Annotated in this window: 14 protein-coding genes and 1 tRNA gene; 5 read left to right on the top strand and 10 right to left on the bottom strand. The window is 75.3% G+C overall.

Features of this window, described 5'->3' with window-relative positions:
- Window positions 1-14: 14 nt before the first annotated feature.
- The 6 genes from rho to argS all read right to left on the bottom strand — a co-directional run bounded on the left by rho (window position 15) and on the right by argS (window position 8,983).
- The gene (rho, locus tag ACI8AK_RS17945; RefSeq protein WP_456957355.1) at window positions 15-2,276 is read right to left on the bottom strand and encodes a transcription termination factor Rho; all 2,262 of its coding nucleotides are present in this window, start codon (window positions 2,274-2,276) and stop codon (window positions 15-17) included.
- Between the two features lie 242 nt (window positions 2,277-2,518).
- Window positions 2,519-3,433 (bottom strand): homoserine kinase, encoded by a 915-nt coding sequence (gene thrB, locus ACI8AK_RS17940; protein ID WP_456957353.1) that lies wholly within the window; start codon window positions 3,431-3,433, stop codon window positions 2,519-2,521.
- Window positions 3,434-3,463: 30 nt separating this feature from the next.
- Window positions 3,464-4,543 (bottom strand): threonine synthase, encoded by a 1,080-nt coding sequence (thrC, locus tag ACI8AK_RS17935; protein WP_456957351.1) that lies wholly within the window; start codon window positions 4,541-4,543, stop codon window positions 3,464-3,466.
- Entirely contained in the window at window positions 4,540-5,838 is a 1,299-nt protein-coding gene (locus ACI8AK_RS17930; protein WP_387990076.1) for a homoserine dehydrogenase, read from the bottom strand. Before ACI8AK_RS17930 ends, thrC begins: the two co-directional genes overlap by 4 nt.
- The gene (gene lysA, locus ACI8AK_RS17925) at window positions 5,835-7,325 is read right to left on the bottom strand and encodes a diaminopimelate decarboxylase (protein ID WP_456957349.1); all 1,491 of its coding nucleotides are present in this window, start codon (window positions 7,323-7,325) and stop codon (window positions 5,835-5,837) included. Before lysA ends, ACI8AK_RS17930 begins: the two co-directional genes overlap by 4 nt.
- Complete coding sequence (gene argS, locus ACI8AK_RS17920) at window positions 7,322-8,983, bottom strand: arginine--tRNA ligase (RefSeq protein ID WP_456903376.1); 1,662 nt, start codon at window positions 8,981-8,983, stop codon at window positions 7,322-7,324. Before argS ends, lysA begins: the two co-directional genes overlap by 4 nt.
- Before the next feature lie 355 nt (window positions 8,984-9,338).
- Here argS and ACI8AK_RS17915 point away from each other — a divergent pair, with 355 nt between their 5' ends.
- From ACI8AK_RS17915 to ACI8AK_RS17905, 3 genes are all read left to right on the top strand, one after another.
- The gene (locus tag ACI8AK_RS17915; protein ID WP_456957347.1) at window positions 9,339-10,022 is read left to right on the top strand and encodes a DUF3105 domain-containing protein; all 684 of its coding nucleotides are present in this window, start codon (window positions 9,339-9,341) and stop codon (window positions 10,020-10,022) included.
- A gap of 7 nt (window positions 10,023-10,029) precedes the next feature.
- Window positions 10,030-10,728, top strand: coding sequence for a DUF305 domain-containing protein (locus ACI8AK_RS17910; RefSeq protein ID WP_456903375.1), 699 nt, complete (start codon window positions 10,030-10,032; stop codon window positions 10,726-10,728).
- Window positions 10,729-10,778: 50 nt separating this feature from the next.
- Window positions 10,779-10,850: transfer RNA gene (locus ACI8AK_RS17905), tRNA-Arg, on the top strand.
- A gap of 66 nt (window positions 10,851-10,916) precedes the next feature.
- On the opposite strand, the gene ACI8AK_RS17900 is transcribed toward ACI8AK_RS17905, so the two are convergent.
- The 3 genes from ACI8AK_RS17900 to ACI8AK_RS17890 all read right to left on the bottom strand — a co-directional run bounded on the left by ACI8AK_RS17900 (window position 10,917) and on the right by ACI8AK_RS17890 (window position 14,372).
- A complete protein-coding gene (locus ACI8AK_RS17900; protein WP_456957345.1) occupies window positions 10,917-12,389 on the bottom strand; it encodes an AAA family ATPase in 1,473 nt (490 codons plus the stop codon).
- A 115-nt stretch (window positions 12,390-12,504) separates the two neighbouring features.
- Window positions 12,505-13,200, bottom strand: a complete 696-nt coding sequence (locus ACI8AK_RS17895; protein ID WP_456957343.1) for a polysaccharide deacetylase family protein — start codon at window positions 13,198-13,200, stop codon at window positions 12,505-12,507.
- A 155-nt stretch (window positions 13,201-13,355) separates the two neighbouring features.
- Entirely contained in the window at window positions 13,356-14,372 is a 1,017-nt protein-coding gene (locus tag ACI8AK_RS17890; protein WP_387990116.1) for a LacI family DNA-binding transcriptional regulator, read from the bottom strand.
- 166 nt (window positions 14,373-14,538) lie between these two features.
- Between ACI8AK_RS17890 and ACI8AK_RS17885 the strand changes: the two genes are divergently transcribed.
- A complete protein-coding gene (locus tag ACI8AK_RS17885) occupies window positions 14,539-15,690 on the top strand; it encodes an endo-1,4-beta-xylanase (RefSeq protein WP_387990119.1) in 1,152 nt (383 codons plus the stop codon).
- 79 nt (window positions 15,691-15,769) lie between these two features.
- Window positions 15,770-16,663: an alpha/beta fold hydrolase gene (locus ACI8AK_RS17880; RefSeq protein WP_456957341.1), complete on the top strand. Its 894-nt coding sequence runs from the start codon at window positions 15,770-15,772 to the stop codon at window positions 16,661-16,663.
- A gap of 42 nt (window positions 16,664-16,705) precedes the next feature.
- On the opposite strand, the gene ACI8AK_RS17875 is transcribed toward ACI8AK_RS17880, so the two are convergent.
- The gene (locus ACI8AK_RS17875; protein ID WP_387990125.1) at window positions 16,706-17,476 is read right to left on the bottom strand and encodes an SDR family NAD(P)-dependent oxidoreductase; all 771 of its coding nucleotides are present in this window, start codon (window positions 17,474-17,476) and stop codon (window positions 16,706-16,708) included.
- Between the last annotated feature and the right edge of the window lie 99 nt (window positions 17,477-17,575).

Below are 17,575 nucleotides of genomic sequence, written 5' to 3'. Positions count from 1 at the left end.
CGGCGGGCGGTGCGTCAGTCGCGCTCGGGGCCGAGCGTCGTCTTCTGGATCTGCATGAGGAACTCGACGTTGTTGCGCGTCTTGCGCAGCTTGTCGAGCAGCAGCTCCAGCGCCTGCTGCGGCTCGAGCGCGGCGAGCACCCGGCGCAGCTTGATGACGATGGCCAGCTCGTCGGGCGAGAGGAGGATCTCCTCCTTGCGGGTGCCCGACGCGTTGACGTCGACGGCCGGGAAGACCCGCTTGTCCGCCAGCCGGCGGTCGAGCTTGATCTCCGCGTTCCCCGTGCCCTTGAACTCCTCGAAGATGACCGTGTCCATCGTCGAGCCGGTCTCGACCAGCGCCGACGCGAGGATGGTCAGCGAGCCGCCGTTCTCGATGTTGCGGGCGGCCCCGAGGAAGCGCTTGGGCGGGTAGAGCGCCGTCGAGTCGACACCGCCGGACAGGATCCGCCCGCTGGCGGGGGCGGCCAGGTTGTAGGCGCGGCCCAGGCGGGTGATCGAGTCCAGCAGGACGACGACGTCGTGGCCCATCTCGACCAGGCGCTTGGCGCGCTCGATCGACAGCTCCGCGACGGTGGTGTGGTCCGACGGCGGCCGGTCGAAGGTCGAGGCGATGACCTCGCCCTTCACCGAGCGCTGCATGTCGGTGACCTCCTCGGGCCGCTCGTCGACGAGGACAACCATGAGGTGGCACTCGGGGTTGTTCGTGGTGATCGCGTTGGCGATCGCCTGCAGCACCATCGTCTTGCCGGCCTTGGGCGGCGACACGATGAGCGCGCGCTGCCCCTTGCCGATCGGCATGACCAGGTCGATGACCCGGGTGGTCAGCTGGTGCGGGTCGGTCTCCAGCCGCAGCCGCTCCTGCGGGTAGAGCGGGGTCAGCTTGGTGAACTCCGGCCGGTTGCGTGCCTGCTCGGGGTCCAGGCCGTTGACCGAGTCGAGGCGGACCAGCGCGTTGTACTTGTCCTTGCGCTCGCCCTCGCGCGGCTGGCGGACCGCGCCGGTGATCGCGTCACCGCGGCGCAGGCCGTGCCGGCGCACCTGGGACAGCGACACGTAGACGTCGTTGGGGCCGGTCAGGTACCCCGAGGTCCGGACGAACGCGTAGTTGTCCAGGACGTCGAGGATGCCGGCGACCGGCAGCAGGACGTCGTCCTCGCTGACCGTCGGCTCGTTGGGCTGGTCGAAGCGGTCCCGGCCGTTGCGGCGGTTGCGGTCCCGGTAGCGGCGCCCGCGGCGGCCGCGGCCGCCCTCGAAGTCGTCGTCGTCCTCGTCGTTGCGGTTGTCCGCGCGCTCGTTCCGGTCGGTGCGGTCGTTCGGCCGGGCGTTGCGGTCGGTGCGCTCGCCGCGGTCGGGGCCGCGCCCGTCGCGCTGGCCGTCGCGCTGGCCGTCGCGCTGGCCCTCGCGGTTGCCGTCGCGCTGCCCGTCGCGGTTGCCGCGCTCGGCGCGGTCGCCGTCGCGGGCGTCGCGGCCGTCCCGGTTGCCGTCGCGCTGCCCGTCGCGGTTGCCGCGCTCGGCGCGGTCGCCGTCGCGGGCGTCGCGGCCGTCCCGGTTGCGGGTGCGGTCGCGGTTGCGGGCCGGGCGGTCGCCCTCGGCACGGTCGCCGTCGCCGCGGTCGCCGTCGCCGCGGTCGGCGTCGCTGCGGTCGGCGTCGCCGCGGTCGCCGTCGGTGCGGTCAGCGGCGGGTCGCTCGCCCTCGGTGCGCTCCGCGGGCGGGGCGGCCGGCGGAGCCGCGGCGGGGGCCTCGGCGGCCGGGGCCTCGGCAGCGGGGGCCTCGGCAGCGGGCGCCTCGGCAGCGGGGGCCGCGGCGGCGGGCGCCTCCGTGGTGGGGGCACCGGCCGGGCGGCTGGCGGCACGCCGGCGCCGCGGGGCGCCCTCGGCCGGGGCGTCGGCGGCGGGGGCGGTCACCGGACCGCTGTTGGCGCCCCCGGTGACGGGGGCCTCGACCGGCGTGGCGGTGGCGGCGACGGCGTCGGCGCCCCGCGAGGCCGGGACGTTCGGGGCCGCGTCGGCCGGGGCGCCGGGCGCCGGGACGCTGCCCGGCGTCGCGCCGCCGACCTGGCGGGCGGAGATGGCGGCGACGAGGTCGCCCTTGCGCATGCGGCCCGTGCCGGGGATGCCCAGCTCGGCCGCGAGCCGCTGCAGCTCGGGGAGCAGCATGCCGGCCAGCCCACTGCCGCGGCGGCGGGAGCGGCCCGCCGTGCCGGTGGCCGCAGGTGCCTCGCCCGCAGCGCCCTCGGGGGCGCCGGTGGTGGCGAGGTCGGTGGTTTCGCTCACGTACAGGTCCTTCCCTGCGGTGGCCTGCGCCTACCAGCGCAGGAGGTGACCCGGCGCCGCCCCGTCCATCTGTTCCGGACAGGGGGGACGGCGGATCGAGTGGGTGCGGAGCGGGGATCAGCGTCGACAGGAAGGTCGTCTGCAACGTTCCGCGCGAGGCTCGCCCGAGGGGCGGCTACGCAGCAAGCCTAGGACTCGCCCCACGGACGGGACAACACCGCTGACCAGCGGAGTGTTCCTCGTTACGAAGACGATACCCCAGGCGTCACTCGAACCACTCGGGCGCCGCCGTGGTCCACCTCCAGGGGGTACACCCGCCACCCGTCCGGGGTGATCCCGCTCACCTCGCGCACCGCCGCCGCGTCCCCCGGGACGTCGTCGGGGTGCCGCCGCGCGAGCACGAGGACGCTGGGCCCGGCCCCGGACACGACGGCGGCGTGTCCGGCCGTGCGCAGCCGGTCGACCAGCGCGATCGTGTCCGGCATCGCGGCCGCGCGCTGCCGCTGGTGCAGCCGGTCGTCGGTGGCCTCGAGCAGCATCGCCGGCTCCGCGGTCAGCGCGTGCACCAGCAGTGCGGCGCGGGCGGCGTTGAACGCGGCGTCGGCGTGCGGCACCAGGTCCGGCAGCAGCGTGCGCGCGGTGTGCGTCGACAGGGTCGCCTCCGGCACCAGCACCACCGGCACCACGTCCTCGCTCACCGGCAGCCGGTCGGCCCGCGCGCCCTCGGGCGTCGTCCACGACAGCGTCGCGCCGCCGAGCAGGCAGGCGGCGACGTTGTCCGGGTGCCCCTCGAGCTCGTCGGCCAGCCGCAGCACCGCGCCGTCGTCCCGGACGTCGACGTCGGGGCACAGCTCGAACGCGCCGACCACACCGGCGACGACGGCCGCGGCGGACGAGCCCATCCCCCGGCCCTGCGGGATCGCGTTCTCCGCGCGCACGCACAGGCCCGGCGGCGTCCAGCCGAGCCGCTCGCAGGCGGCGCGGAAGGCCCGCACGACCAGGTGCCGCTCGTCGGTGGGCAGCTCCCCCGCGCCGACGCCGGACACCTCGACGGTGAGCCCGGAGTCGGCCACGGTGAACTCGACGACGTCGTGCAGCGTCAGCGCGAGGCCGGCGCAGTCGAACGCCGGACCGAGGTTCGCGCTGGTCGCGGGCACGCGCACCCGCACGGAGGACCGAGTGGCCACTCAGAGACCCAGCTGCGCGGCGGCCGCGGCGGCGTCCACCGGCACGGTGACCGGCGCGGGCGCTCCGGAGATGGCCCACTCCGGGTCCTTGAGCCCGTTGCCGGTGACGGTGCACACGACGCGCTGCCCCGGCTCCAGGTCCCCGGCCGCGGCCACCTTGAGCAGCCCGGCGACCGACGCGGCGGAGGCGGGCTCGACGAAGACCGCCTCGCTGCGGGCGAGCAGCCGGTAGGCGGCGAGGATCTCGCGGTCGGTGACGGCGTCGATGCGGCCGCCGGACTCGTCGCGGGCGGCCAGCGCCTTGGTCCACGACGCCGGGTTGCCGATGCGGATCGCCGTCGCGATGGTGCTCGGGTTCTCCACCACCTGGCCGGTCACGATGGGCGCGGCGCCGGCGGCCTGGAAGCCGAACATCCGCGGCCGCCTCGTGGCCGGGCCGTCGGACTCGTACTCGCGGTAGCCCTGCCAGTAGGCGGTGATGTTGCCGGCGTTGCCGACCGGCAGGCAGTGCACGTCGGGGGCGTCACCGAGGACGTCGACGACCTCGAAGGACGCGGTCTTCTGCCCCTCGATGCGGTACTGGTTGACGCTGTTGACCAGGCTGACCGGGTAGTCGATCGCCAGCTTGCTGGCCAGCGCGAGGCAGTCGTCGAAGTTGCCCTCGACCTGCAGCAGCTTGGCGCCGTGCACCAGCGCCTGGGCCAGCTTGCCGAGCGCGATCTTCCCCTGCGGCACGAGGACGGCGCAGACCATCCCGGCGCGCGCGGCGTAGGCGGCGGCGCTGGCGCTGGTGTTGCCGGTGGACGCGCAGATGACCGCCCGCGAGCCCTCCTCGAGCGCCTTGGTGATGGCCATGGTCATGCCGCGGTCCTTGAACGACCCGGTCGGGTTCGCGCCCTCGACCTTGAGGAACACCTCGCAGCCGGTGCGCCGGGACAGCTCGACGGCGGGCACCAGCGGGGTGGCGCCCTCGTGCAGGGTGACCACCGGCGTCGTGGCGCTGACCGGCAGCCGCGACCGGTAGGCCTCGATCAGCCCGGGCCAGACCGGCGAGACGGCACCGCGCAGCGTCCCCGTCATGACAGACCCTCCACCCTCAGCACGCTGGTGACCCCGCGGACCGCGGGGACCTCCCGGAGCGCGGCGATCGTCGCCGACAGCGCCGCGTCGGGGGCGCTGTGCGTGACGATGACCAGCGTGGCGGCGTCGCCGTGCCCGTCCTGGCGGACGGTGGCGATGCTCACCCCGTGCTCGGCGAAGGCGGTCGCGACGGTCGCCAGCACACCGGGGACGTCGGCCACGTCGAGGCTGACGTGGTACCGGGTGGGCGTCTCGGCGATCGGCCGGGCCGGCAGGTCGGCGTAGGCGGTCGGCCCGGCCCCGGCGGCGCCGGCCACCCGGTTGCGGGCGACGGCGACCAGGTCGCCGAGCACGGCGCTCGCGGTGGGCTCGCCGCCGGCGCCCTGCCCGTAGAACATCAGCTGCCCGGCGGCCTCGGCCTCGACGAAGACGGCGTTGAACGCCCCGCCGACGGCGGCCAGCGGGTGCGACGTCGGGATCATCGCCGGGTGCACGCGGACGGCGACCGACTCGCCCTCCCCGTCCCCGTTGGCCGGCACCCGCTCGCAGATGGCCAGCAGCTTCACCGTGCAGCCGATCTCGGCGGCGCGGGCGACGTCGGTGGCGGTGACCGACGAGATGCCCTCGCGGTGCACGTCGGCGGCGGTGACCGCGGTGTGGAACCCGAGCGACGCGAGGATGGCGGCCTTCGCGGCGGCGTCGAAGCCGTCGACGTCGGCGGTCGGGTCGGCCTCGGCGTAGCCGAGCTCGGTGGCCTCGGCCAGCGCCTCGGCGAAGCCGTGCCCGGTCTCGGCCATCCGGGAGAGGATGTAGTTGGTCGTGCCGTTGACGATGCCGACCACGCGCCGGATCTGGTCGCCGGCCAGCGACTCGCGCAGCGGCCGCAGCAGCGGGATGGCCCCGGCCACCGCCGCCTCGTAGTAGAGGTCGACGCCGGCCTTGGCCGCGGCGGCGTGCAGCGCGACGCCGTCCTCGGCCAGCAGCGCCTTGTTCGCGCTGACCACGGACTTGCCGGCCTCGATCGCCGCCTGGATCAGCGTGCGGGCCGGCTCGATCCCCCCGATGACCTCGACGACCAGGTCGACGTCGTCGCGGGTGACCAGGCCGAGCGCGTCGGTGGTGAGCAGACCGGCGGGCACGTCGGGGTGCCGGTCGGGCCGGCGGACGGCGACCCCGGCGACCTGCACCGGGCGCCCGACGCGGGCGGTGAGGTCGGCGGCCTGCTCGTCGACCAGGCGCAGCACCGCGCTGCCGACGGTGCCGCAGCCGAGCAGGGCGACCTTGAGCGGTTTCACGAGCGGGCTCCCACCGGGTGCTCGGGCGCGGGCTGGTCGATCGCCGGGGACGGGGCGGGCACCGCGGCCAGCACCGCGTCCAGGGCGAACACGTCGGACAGTGTCTGACGCCGCACGATCTCGGTGGCGGCGCCGTCCCGCACGGCCACCACCGGCGGCTTGAGCAGGTAGTTGTAGTTGCTGGCCATCGACCAGCAGTACGCGCCGGTGGCGGCGACGGCGAGCAGGTCGCCGGGCTGCACGTCCGAGGGCAGCCACAGGTCGCGGACCAGCACGTCGCCGCTCTCACAGTGCTTGCCGACGACGCGGCACAGCGCCGGCGGGGCGTCGGAGGTGCGGTTGGCCAGCACGCAGGTGTAGCTCGCGTCGTAGAGCGCGGTGCGGATGTTGTCGCTCATCCCGCCGTCGACGGAGACGTAGTTGCGCACCTGCGGCCCGCCGTGGCCGCCGCCGCCCAGCCGGACCGGCTTGATCGTGCCGATCTCGTACAGCGTGACCGTGCCCGGCCCGGCGATCGCGCGGCCGGGCTCGACGGCCAGCCGCGGCACCGGCAGGTCCAGCGCGGCGCACTCGGCGGCGACGACGGTGCGCAGCCGGCGGGCGACGTCGGCGGGGGGAACCGGGTCGTCGTCGGACAGGTAGGCGATGCCGAACCCGCCGCCGAGGTTCAGCTCCCCCAGCACCTCGCCGGTGGCCTGGTGCACCTGCCCCATCAGCCCGACGACGCGGTGCGCGGCGGCCTCGAAGCCGGCGGTGTCGAAGATCTGCGAGCCGATGTGGCTGTGCAGCCCGGACAGGTGCAGCGCGGGCTCGCGGATGACCCGCACGGCCGCGGTCAGCGCGTCCCCGGTGGCCAGCGAGAAGCCGAACTTCTGGTCCTCGTGGGCGGTGGCGATGAACTCGTGGGTGTGCGCCTCGATGCCGACCGTGGTGCGCACCAGCACCGGCACCGGGCTGCCGCCGGCGGCGACCCGCGCCTCGGCCATGGGCACCAGCCGGTCGATCTCGTCGAAGGAGTCGAGCACGACGTGGCCGATGCCGGAGTCGACGGCCAGCTGCAGCTCGACCAGCGACTTGTTGTTGCCGTGCAGCGCGATCCGCTCGGCGGGGAAGCCGGCGGCCAGCGCGACGGCGAGCTCGTTGCCGCTGCAGGCGTCCAGGTGCAGGCCGTCGTCGGCGATCCAGCGGGCCACCTGGCCGCAGAGGAAGGCCTTGGAGGCGTAGTGCACGTCGGCGCCGTCGAAGGCGGCCGCGAAGTCGGCGGCGCGGCCGCGGAAGTCCTCCTCGTCGAGGACGAACAGCGGGGTGCCGTGGGTGCGGGCGAGCTCGGTGACCGGCTTGCCGCCCACGTGGAGCTCGCCGTCGACCCGGCGGGCCGTGCGCGGCCAGACCTGCGGGTCGAGCGCGCCGAGGTCGGCCGGGGGCATCCCGGCCGAGGGCTCGGGGGCGAAGGCGCCGTGGAGCGGCCCCGCCGGGTGGGCCCTCACATCCGCTCCGGAGCGGAGACGCCGAGCACGCCGAGGCCGTTGCGCAGGACCACCGCGGTGGCCGCGCACAGCCACAGCCGCGCCGTGGTCAGCGGCGTCGCCTCCTCGTCGCCGCGGGGCAGGACCCGGCAGGCGTCGTAGAAGCGGTGGTAGGTGCCGGCCAGCTCCTCGAGGTAGCGGGCCACCCGGTGCGGCGCGCGCAGCTCGGCCGCCGAGGACACCACCCGCGGGAACTCGCCGATCGCCCGGAGCAGGTCGTTCTCCCGCTCGTGGGTGAGCAGCCCGGGATCGACGCCGTCCGCCTCCCCCAGCGTGAGGCCGAGGTCGGTGGCGTTGCGCAGCACCGAGGAGATCCGGGCGTGCGCGTACTGGACGTAGAAGACCGGGTTGTCGCTGGTGCGCCGGCTCCACAGCTCGACGTCGATGTCGATGGTCTGGTCCACCGAGGCGCGGGCCAGGGCGTACCGGGCGGCGTCGACGCCGATCGCGTCGGTGAGGTCGGAGAGCAGCACGATCGTGCCCGCCCGCTTGCTCATCCGGACCGGCTCGCCGTCGCGCAGCAGGTTGACCAGCTGGCCGATGAGGATCTCGAGGTGGGTGTCGGGGTCGTCGCCGGTGGCGGCCACCAGCGCCCTGTACCGGCCGACGTAGCCGGAGTGGTCGGCGCCGAGCATGATCACGACCCGGTCGAAGCCGCGGGACCGCTTGTCCAGGTAGTAGGCGCAGTCGGAGGCGAAGTACGTCGTCTCGCCGTCGGCCTTGACCAGCACGCGGTCCTTGTCGTCGCCGAAGTCGGTGGTGCGCAGCCACACCGCGCCGTCGGACTCGTAGACGTGCCCCTGCTCCCGCAGCCGGGCCAGGGCCTTGTCCACCGCGCCGGTGTCGTACAGCGACCTCTCGGAGAACCAGACGTCGAAGTCGACGCCGAAGCCCTCCATCGACCGGCGGATCTCGTCGAGCATCAGCGCGACGCCGCGGTCGCGGAAGGTCTGCCGCTGCGCGTCGTCGTCGCGGTCGAGGGCGTCGGGCACCTCGGCGACGACGGCGGCGGCGATGTCGGCGATGTAGGCGCCGCCGTAGCCGTCCTCGGGCACCGGCTCGCCCTTCGCGGCGGCCTGCAGGCTGCGCGCGAAGCGGTCGATCTGGGCGCCGGCGTCGTTGATGTAGTACTCGCGGGTCACGTCGGCGCCGCTGGCCTGCAGCAGCCGGCCGATCGCGTCGCCGACGGCGGCCCACCGGCTGCCGCCGATGTGCACCGGGCCGGTGGGGTTGGCGGAGACGAACTCCAGGTTCAGCCGCTGCCCGGCCAGCGTGGTGGTCCGGCCGTAGGCCTCCCCCGCGGTGACCGCCTGCACGGCGATCCGCCCCAGCGCGCCCTGCGCGAGGGTGACGTTCAGGAAGCCGGGGCCGGCGACGTCGACCCGGCCGACGCCCGGCTGCGCGCGCAGCTCCTCGGCCAGCAGGTCGGCCACCGCGCGCGGCGGCATGCCGGCGGGCTTGGCCAGGCGCAGGGCGACGTTGGTCGCGTAGTCGCCGTGCTCGGGGTTCCTGGGACGCTCGACGAGGACGTCGTCGGGGACGGCGACGGCGAGCGTGCCGCGCTCGACGACCGCCGCGACCGCGGTCCGGACGAGGTCGCGCAGCTGCTCGGGTGTCACTGCGTCATCGTAGGCAGCGTCCGCGACCCGGCTCCCCGCCGCACCCGAGTTGTCAGGGGGCGCACAGGTGCGCGACCTAGACTCGCGTGCCTGGAGGCAGGCGGGAGGCCTGCCGCGCCGGCGCGCACCCATGCTGCGCCACGACCGGCGGACGCACCACTCGACGAGCACTGAGGAGAAGCACGTGGCCAAGGACCGCAAGCCCGAGGCCGGCCGCGCCGGAGGCGGGTCGAGCCGGTCCGGGTCCGGTGCCCGTCCGGTGTCGACGGCCAAGTCGTCAGCCGGCGGGTCGTCGGCCCGCCCGCCCGCCGGCCGGAACGGGGGCCGCGGCCGCACCCGCCCGCCGACGCAAGTCGTGACGCAGCAGCGGCCGTGGGGCCTGATCGCCGCCGCCGTCGCCGTCGTGGTGTTCGCCGCCGCGGCCATCACCTACGCCGTCGTGCAGGTGCGGCAGTCCGACGCCGAGCGGATCGACGCCCTCGACGAGATCTCCGGCATCCAGAGCTTCGACTACGCCGCCGGCCAGGAGCACGTGACCACCCCGGTCGAGTACGAGCAGACGCCGCCGGTCGGCGGGCCGCACGACGGCGAGTGGGCCGACTGCACCGGCACCGTCTACGACGTCGACATCCGGCACGAGAACGCCGTCCACTCGCTGGAGCACGGCGCCGTGTGGATCGCCTACGACCCGGACGAGGTCTCCGGCGCCGACGTCGAGAAGCTCGCCGAGCTGGTCGACGGCGTCTCCGGCCGGCTGCTGTCGCCCTACGCCGGCCTCGACTCCGCGGTCAGCCTGCAGTCCTGGAACCACCAGCTGAAGGTCGACTCCGTCGACGACCCGCGGATCGAGCAGTTCGCCGACTTCCTCACCTTCAACTCCGAGGTCGAGGGCGCCTACCCCGAGGTCGGGGCCAGCTGCGAGAACCCGACCTTCATCAGCGACCCGCTCGTCACCGGCGAGGGCAGCCGCGGCACGGAGGCCATGACCACCGACGCCCCGACGACGCCGACCGCGGCCGCCGGGTCCCCCACGGAGTGAGCCCGCGATGACCGCCACCGCCACCCGCCCCGGGCAGGAGACCCCCGCGCCGGCGCCCCGCCCGCGCGGCCGCGGCCTGCGGGCCGCGCTCCTGGCCGTGATCGCCGTCGCGCTGGTCGCGCTCGGCGGCGGGCTGGCGGTGGGGCTCGGCATCGGGCAGGAGGCGACGCCGACGGCGGACTCCGTCGACGCCGGCTTCTCGCGGGACATGGCGGTGCACCACCGGCAGGGCGTGGAGATGGCCAACCTGGCCCTCGAGCGCAGCACCGACCCCGAGATCCGCCAGATCGCCTTCGACATCTCCAGCACCCAGACCAACCAGGCCGGGCAGATGGAGGGCTGGCTCGCGCTGTGGGGCCTCCCCCGCTCCGGCGGTGAGCACATGGCGTGGATGGGCGGCGGGCACGCCTCGCACGACACGCCCTCGACCTCCGGCTCCGGCGCGCTGATGCCCGGCATGGCCACCGAGGACGAGCTGGCGGCCCTGCGGTCGCTGTCGGGCACGGCGTTCGACGTGGAGTTCCTCCGGCTGATGATCCGCCACCACCAGGGCGGCTTCGACATGGCGCAGTACGCCGCGGGGAACGCCGCCGAGCCGGCCGTGCGGACGCTGGCCCGCTCCATCGCCGAGACGCAGACCGCCGAGGTGACGACGATGGTCGGCATGCTGACCGCGCGGGGCGGGACGCCGCTGCCGGCGCCCTGACCCGCCGCCGGGACGGGCGGGGAGGGCTGGTAACTTCTCTCCTGCCCCGAGCCCCCGTAGCTCAGGGGATAGAGCACCGCCCTCCGGAGGCGGGTGCGCAGGTTCGAATCCTGCCGGGGGCACACACGGACCCACCAGGACGGCCCGGACGGAATCCCGTCCGGGCCGTCCTGCGTCCCGGCCCGCGGTCAGCGCGCGCGGAAGGGGCGGTAGCCGCCCCCGTACTGGACCGGCGCCGGGCCGGGCCACGCCCCGTCGCCGTCGGTCACCGCCCCCTCGGCCCCCACGCCGAGCAGGGTGCGGGTGACCTGCTGGGTGGAGTCCAGCAGGTCGTCGAGGGCCCGGTCGAGGTGCCCCGCGGTGACCGCGACGACCGGGTCCTGCTCGTGCAGCGCCTCGAGCATGGCGCGGCGCAGCAGCTCCTTGAGGAACGACGCCGTCACGCCCTCGCTGCGGTCGACGGCGCGCGTCACGTCGTCGTCGGTCAGCCGCAGCGGCACCGCCCGGCCGTAGAGGAGCAGCAGCCGCCGGCGGGCCGTGGCGTCGGGGAGGTCGACCTGCACGGCGACGTCGACGCGGCCCGGCCGGGCGGCCAGCGCCGGCTCCAGCAGGTCGGCCCGGTTCGTGGTCAGGACGAACAGCAGGTCGGCGTCGGGCGCCGCGCCGTCCATCGCGTCGAGCAGGTCGAACAGCACGGGGCTGCCGCCGGGACCGAAGGAGCGGTCGGCGGCCACGAGGTCGACGTCCTCGAGCACCACCACGGCCGGCTGCAGCTCGCGGGCGAGCTCGGTGACCGAGCCGACGACGCCGAGCGAGCGCCCGGTGAGCAGCAGCCGGGTGTAGTCGCCCATGCGGCCGAGCAGGTAGCGCACGGTGTGCGTCTTGCCGGTGCCGGGCGGGCCGTAGAGCAGCAGCCCGCGCTTGAGGTGCTGGCCGGCGGCGCGCAGGCCGGCACGGTGCCCGGCCACTCCCAGCGCGTGCCGCTCGACGCGGTCGAGGACCGCCGCGGGCAGCACGACGTCGTCGCGCGTGAGGTCCGGCGGGTCGAGGAAGGTGAGCGCGACCTGGCCGGACGGCGTCGGGGTCACCTCCACCAGCCGGCCCCGGTAGACGTTCAGCTCGCGGCGCAGCCGGTCGAGCTCGGCCAGGACGGCCTGCGCCCGCTGCACCGGCAGGCCGGCCACCTCGACGCTCATCGTCGGCCGGTGCTCCCCCGCCTCCTGCACCAGGAGGACGTAGCGGCCGTCGTCGTCGGTGACGAGCAGCAGCGCCAGGCGCAGGCAGGCCAGCGTCGACCCCGGGCCGTTCGGGAGGTCGACCACCGCGGGCGCGCTCAGCCGCACCGGGGGCAGCGCCTCGCCGGTCATCAGCTGCTGCAGGTCGATGCCGACGTAGTGGGGCGGGAGGACGACGCCGCGCACCTCCACGGAGCGCCCGGGCGCGGCGCTCCACGCGTCGAGCGCGGTCTGCAGGTTGACGTGCTCGAAGGCCGGCAGCTCCCGGGCCACGACCGACTGGCCGAGGCCGGCGGGGCCGAGCGTCCCCTGCACCAGCGCGACGACCTCGTTGCCCGCCGCGGGACCCGACAGCTGCAGCCAGTCGAGCAGGGACCGCAGCCCCGCGGCGAACTCCCTGACCTCGTCCTCCGACGCTCCCGCCACCGCGACCCCGCTCCCCTCGACCCACGTGGCGGCGGAGCGTAGCGATCGCCGGCCCGGCGTGTCGCCGGGGAACCCGGGGCCGGTCCCGCCCGCGTGGCGGGGCCGGCTCCCGCGCTCAGGCGGTCTTCGCCGGGCGGTCGAAGCGCCAGCCCCGCTCCCGCAGCAGCGGGACCAGCCGGTCGACGGCGTCGACGGTCTGGCTGCGGTCCCCGCCGCCGTCGTGCATCAGGACGACGGCGCCCGGGGTCACCCCGTCCACGACGCGGCGGACCAGCTCGTCGGTGCCCGGCGGCTCCCAGTCGCCGACGGCCAGCGCCCAGCCCAGCGGCTGCATGCCCAGCTCCGCCGCGACCTCCGGCGTCTGCCCCCAGCTCCCGTAGGGCGCGCGGAAGAACGGGATGTGCGCGCCGGGCACCGCCTCGCGGATGACCGCGGACGTGGCCTCGAGGTCGGCACGGATCTGCTCGGGCGTCCAGCCGGCCATGTCGTCGTGGTGCATCGTGTGGTTGCACAGCGTGTGGCCGTCGCGGGCGATCGCCCGGGCGACCTCGGGGTGCTCGCGGACGTGGTCGCCCCACAGGCAGAACGTCGCCTTCACGTGGTGCTCGCGCAGGACCTCGAGCAGGCGGTGGGTGTCCGGCGGGTTGGGCCCGTCGTCGAAGGTCAGGGCGACCGACCGGTCGTCGTGCCGGGTCGTCGTCACGACCTCGGCGGTGGGCTGCCCGGCCTGCGCCGGCGGTGCGGCGGTCAGGAGGAGACCGGCCGTGAGGGCGGGGACGGCGAGGCGGACCAGGCGGGCGGGACGGCGCACGGGAGCTCCTGTCGGCGATCGGCGGGGCGTCTCGGTTCCCGGGAACTTCCGGAACGAGCGCGGCCGAGCGTGGCACCCGTCACAGCCGAGGGCAAGCGCGGACCGGCACCGGAGGGCGTCCCCCGAGGTCGGGACGGCGAGTCGCGGCGGGTCGGTCAGCGCGGGGCGGCGGTGCTGTCGCGCACGACGAGCCGGGTGGCCAGCTCGACCTTCGGCCCCTCCAGCCGCTCGCCGTTGACCAGCCGCAGCACGGTGCGGACGGCCAGCTCCCCCATCTGCCCGAGGGGCTGGTGCACCGTGGTCAGCGGGGGCGAGGACCACGCGGCCTGCGGCAGGTCGTCGAAGCCGACGACGCTCACGTCGTCGGGGACCCGCAGCCCGCGCCGGCGCACCGCCTCGTAGACGCCGAGCGCCATCTGGTCGCTGGCGGCGAACACGGCGGTCGGCGGGTCGGCCAGCTCGAGCAGCTGCGCGGCGGCCCGGGCGCCGGAGGCGTAGTCGAACTCGCCGGGGACGACCAGCCGCGGGTCCGCCGCCAGGCCGGCGAAGTCCAGCGCGGCCCGGTACCCGTCGAGCCGGGCGCGGGTGCACCACAGCCCGGGCCGGCCGGCGACGTGGGCGATCCGCCGGTGGCCGAGCGCGGTGAGGTGCTCGGTGGCGGCGACCCCGCCGGCCCAGTTGGTCGCGCCGATGGTGGGGACGTCGAGGTCGGGCAGGCCGGCCGGGTCGACGACGACCGCCGGCAGGTGCAGCCCGCGCAGCTCGCTGTGCAGGTCCGGGTCGAGCGCGGTGGTGACCAGGATGACGCCGTCGCTGGCCCGCGCCCGGACGTTGTCCAGCCACAGCCGGGCGGAGCTGCGCCGCCGGTGCACGGCGGAGACGACGGTGCCCACCCCGGCGGCGTGCGCCGCCTGCTCGACGCCGCGGATGACCTCCAGCGCCCACGGGCTGTCGAGGTCGTCGAAGACGAGGTCGACCAGGCCCGCCCGCTCCTCCCGGTGCGGGCCGCGGCGCTGGTAGCCGTGCTCGCGCAGCAGCCGCTCCACCCGCTCCCGGGTGTGCGGCGCGACGTCGGAGCGGTGGTTGAGCACCCGGGAGACGGTGGGCACGGACACGCCGGCCTTCGCGGCGATCTCGGAGATCGTCACGGCATGGCGCTGGGTGTCCGTCACGTCCCCTCCTCCGGGCCGGCGGCCAGCCTACGGCGGTCCCCCGACACGTACCGCCGCTCCGGGCGCCCCACCCCCCTGCGAGGGACCGCAGAAGTTCCGGTAACTTCCGGAAGTGACGCGGGCCACAGGGCCGTGCCCGCGCACCGGACGTCCTTGGAGGGACACCGTGAAGCGAGTTCTCCGACTGGCCGCCGCCACGTGCGCCGCCTCCGCCCTGCTGTCCACCGGCGCCCAGGCCTGGGCCGCGCCGGCGGGCGGGGGCACCGGCACCGCTCCCGGCTACGACAAGCAGGACACCCTGCGCCGCCTCGCGCCGCAGGACCTCGTGATCGGCAGCGCCGTCGCCGGCGGCGGGCACCACGTGGACATGCCCTACCCCGACCCATTCCCGAACGACGCGCAGTACCGCGAGGTCCTCGCCGAGGAGTTCAGCTCGCTGTCGCCCGAGAACCAGATGAAGTGGGAGTTCCTGCGCCCGCAGCGGGACGTGTGGAACTTCGGGCCGGCCGACGAGATCGTCGCCTTCGCCCGCGAGAACCACCAGGTGGTGCGCGGCCACACGCTGCTGTGGCACAGCCAGAACCCCACGTGGCTGGAGCAGGGCGACTTCTCGCCCGAGGAGCTGCGCGAGATCCTGCGCGAGCACATCCAGACGGTGGTCGGCCGCTACGCCGGCCAGATCCAGCAGTGGGACGTGGCGAACGAGATCTTCACCGACCAGGGCCAGCTGCGGACGGAGGAGAACATCTGGATCCGCGAGCTGGGCCCGGGGATCATCGCCGACGCCTTCCGCTGGGCGCACGAGGCCGACCCGGAGGCGAAGCTGTTCTTCAACGACTACGGCGTGGAGGGCGTCAACCCCAAGAGCAACGCGTACTACACGCTCATCCAGCAGCTGCAGGCCGAGGGCGTGCCCGTCGACGGGTTCTCGGTGCAGGGGCACCTGAGCATCCAGTACGGCTTCCCCGGCGACCTGCAGCGGAACCTGCAGCGGTTCGACGACCTGGGCCTGGAGACCGCCGTCACCGAGCTCGACGTCCGCATGGTGCTGCCGCCCGGCGGCGAGCCCACCGCCGAGCAGCTGCAGAAGCAGGCCGACTACTACGGCCGGACGCTGGAGGCCTGCCTCGCCGTCGAGGACTGCAACTCCTTCACCCTCTGGGGCTTCACCGACAAGTACTCCTGGGTGCCGGTGTTCTTCCCCGCCGAGGGCGAGGCCACGGTCATGGACGAGGACTTCGTCCCGAAGCCGGCCTACACCCGGCTCCAGGAGGAGCTGGCCGAGGCCCGGCCCGGCCGGCAGGTCACCGAGCGCTGACCGTCCCGCCCGTCGCGCCGCCCGGCACCGGTCCCGTCCGGTGCCGGGCGGTCGCGCGTCCGGGGTTAGCGTGCGGAGCATGGAGCACACCGGGGTGCAGACCACCCGTGCCGGCGACGTCGAGCTGGCCTACGAGACCTTCGGCTCGCCCGGGGACCCGCCGCTGCTGCTGGTCATGGGACTGGCCACGCAGATGATCGGATGGCCCGACGAGTTCTGCCGGATGCTGGCCGCGCGCGGCCTGTACGTCGTCCGGTTCGACAACCGGGACATCGGACTGTCCACCCACCTCGACGACGCCGGGGCGCCCGACGTCCTCGCCGTCATGGGCGGCGACCACTCGGGGGTGCCCTACCGCCTCGCCGACATGGCCGACGACACCGCCGCCCTCCTCGACGCGCTGGGCATCGACAGCGCCCACGTCGTCGGCGCCTCGATGGGCGGGATGATCGCCCAGACGCTGGCCGTCCGGCACGCGGACCGGGTCCGCAGCCTCACCTCGATCATGTCGACCACGGGCGACCCCGCCGTCGGCGCGCCCGCCGAGGCCGCCATCGGCGTCCTGCTCGCCCCGCCGGCCACCGACCGAGAGAGCGCCGTGCAGCGTGCGGTCGACACCTACCGGGTCATCGGCTCCCCCGGCTTCGAGTTCGACGAGCACGGGCTGCGGGAGCGGGCCGGGCTGTCGTTCGACCGCGCCCACAACCCGGCCGGCGTCGCCCGCCAGCTGGCCGCGATCCTGGCCAGCCCCGACCGCACCGCCGAGCTCGCGCGGGTCGCCGTCCCCACCCTCGTCGTCCACGGCGAGCACGACGCGTTGATCGACGTGTCCGGCGGCCGGGCGACGGCGGCGGCGATCCCCGGCGCCGAGCTGCTCGTCGTCGACGGGATGGGCCACGACCTGCCGCGCGTGTTGGGGCCGCAGCTGGTCGTCCGTATCACGCGGCTCGCCGCCCCGCCGGCGCGCCGCTGACCCACCCCGGCCCCCCGCCCCCGCGGGGCCCCGGGATCGCGGTCAGCTGGTGAGCATGCCGCCCTCCACCGGGATCGTCGTCCCGGTGACGTAGCCGCCCGCGTCGCTGACCAGGAAGACCAGGGCGGCGGCGAGCTCCATCGGGTCGCCGGCGCGGCCGGCGAGCACCCGGCCCATCTGCTGGTCGAGGTAGCCCTCGGGGTACTGGTCGGTCATCTCCGAGGCGAAGAAGCCCGGCGCGAGCGCGTTGACCCGGATGCCCTTGCGGCCGGTCCACTGCTGGGCGAGGTCGCGGGTCAGCCCGATCAGGCCGGCCTTGCTCGCCGCGTAGGCCGCCTGCGGCAGCCCGGCGGTGGTCAGGCCCAGCACGCTGGAGATGTTCACGATCGAGCTGCCCGGCTTCATCACCCGCCCGCAGGCCTGGGCCATCCAGTAGCAGCCGTTGAGGTTGACGTCGATCACCGCCCGGAACTCCTCGGGCTTCTCCCGGGTGGCCGGCGCCGCGGTGCCGATCCCCGCGTTGTTCACGAGGACGTCGACCCGGCCGAACTCGGCCATCGCGGCGTCGACCAGCGCCTGGCAGTCCTCCACCTTCGCCACGTCGGTGCGCACGGTGATCGCCCGCCGGCCCTCCGCCTCGACCGCCTCCTTCGTGGCGGCCATCCGGTCCTCGCGGCGGGCCCCCAGCGCCACGTCCGCCCCGGCCTGGGCCAGCGCCCGCGCGAACACCACGCCCAGCCCCGAGGACGCCCCCGTGACGATCGCCACCTTCCCGTCGAGCCGGAACATGTCCAGGATCGTCCTGTCCGCCACCGTGGTCTCCTCTCCCCTGCTGATCTCGTCCCCGGACCGTAACGGCGCTGTGCGGTAGATCACCGGGCGGGCGGGTAGGGAGGGCCGGCGGGCAGCAGG

This window comes from Geodermatophilus sp. SYSU D00867, from assembly GCF_054050315.1.
Note: the sequence above shows the minus strand (reverse complement) of the source record. Positions and strands in the feature narration are given on the sequence as shown.

Excerpts from the sequence above, each read along its gene's own strand:
- ACI8AK_RS17910 (WP_456903375.1), top strand. The coding sequence starts at position 10,030 with ATGACCGCCACCGCCACCCGCCCCGGGCAGGAGACCCCCGCGCCGGCG.
- ACI8AK_RS17880 (WP_456957341.1), top strand. The coding sequence starts at position 15,770 with ATGGAGCACACCGGGGTGCAGACCACCCGTGCCGGCGACGTCGAGCTG.
- thrC (WP_456957351.1), bottom strand. The coding sequence starts at position 4,543 with ATGACGGGGACGCTGCGCGGTGCCGTCTCGCCGGTCTGGCCCGGGCTG.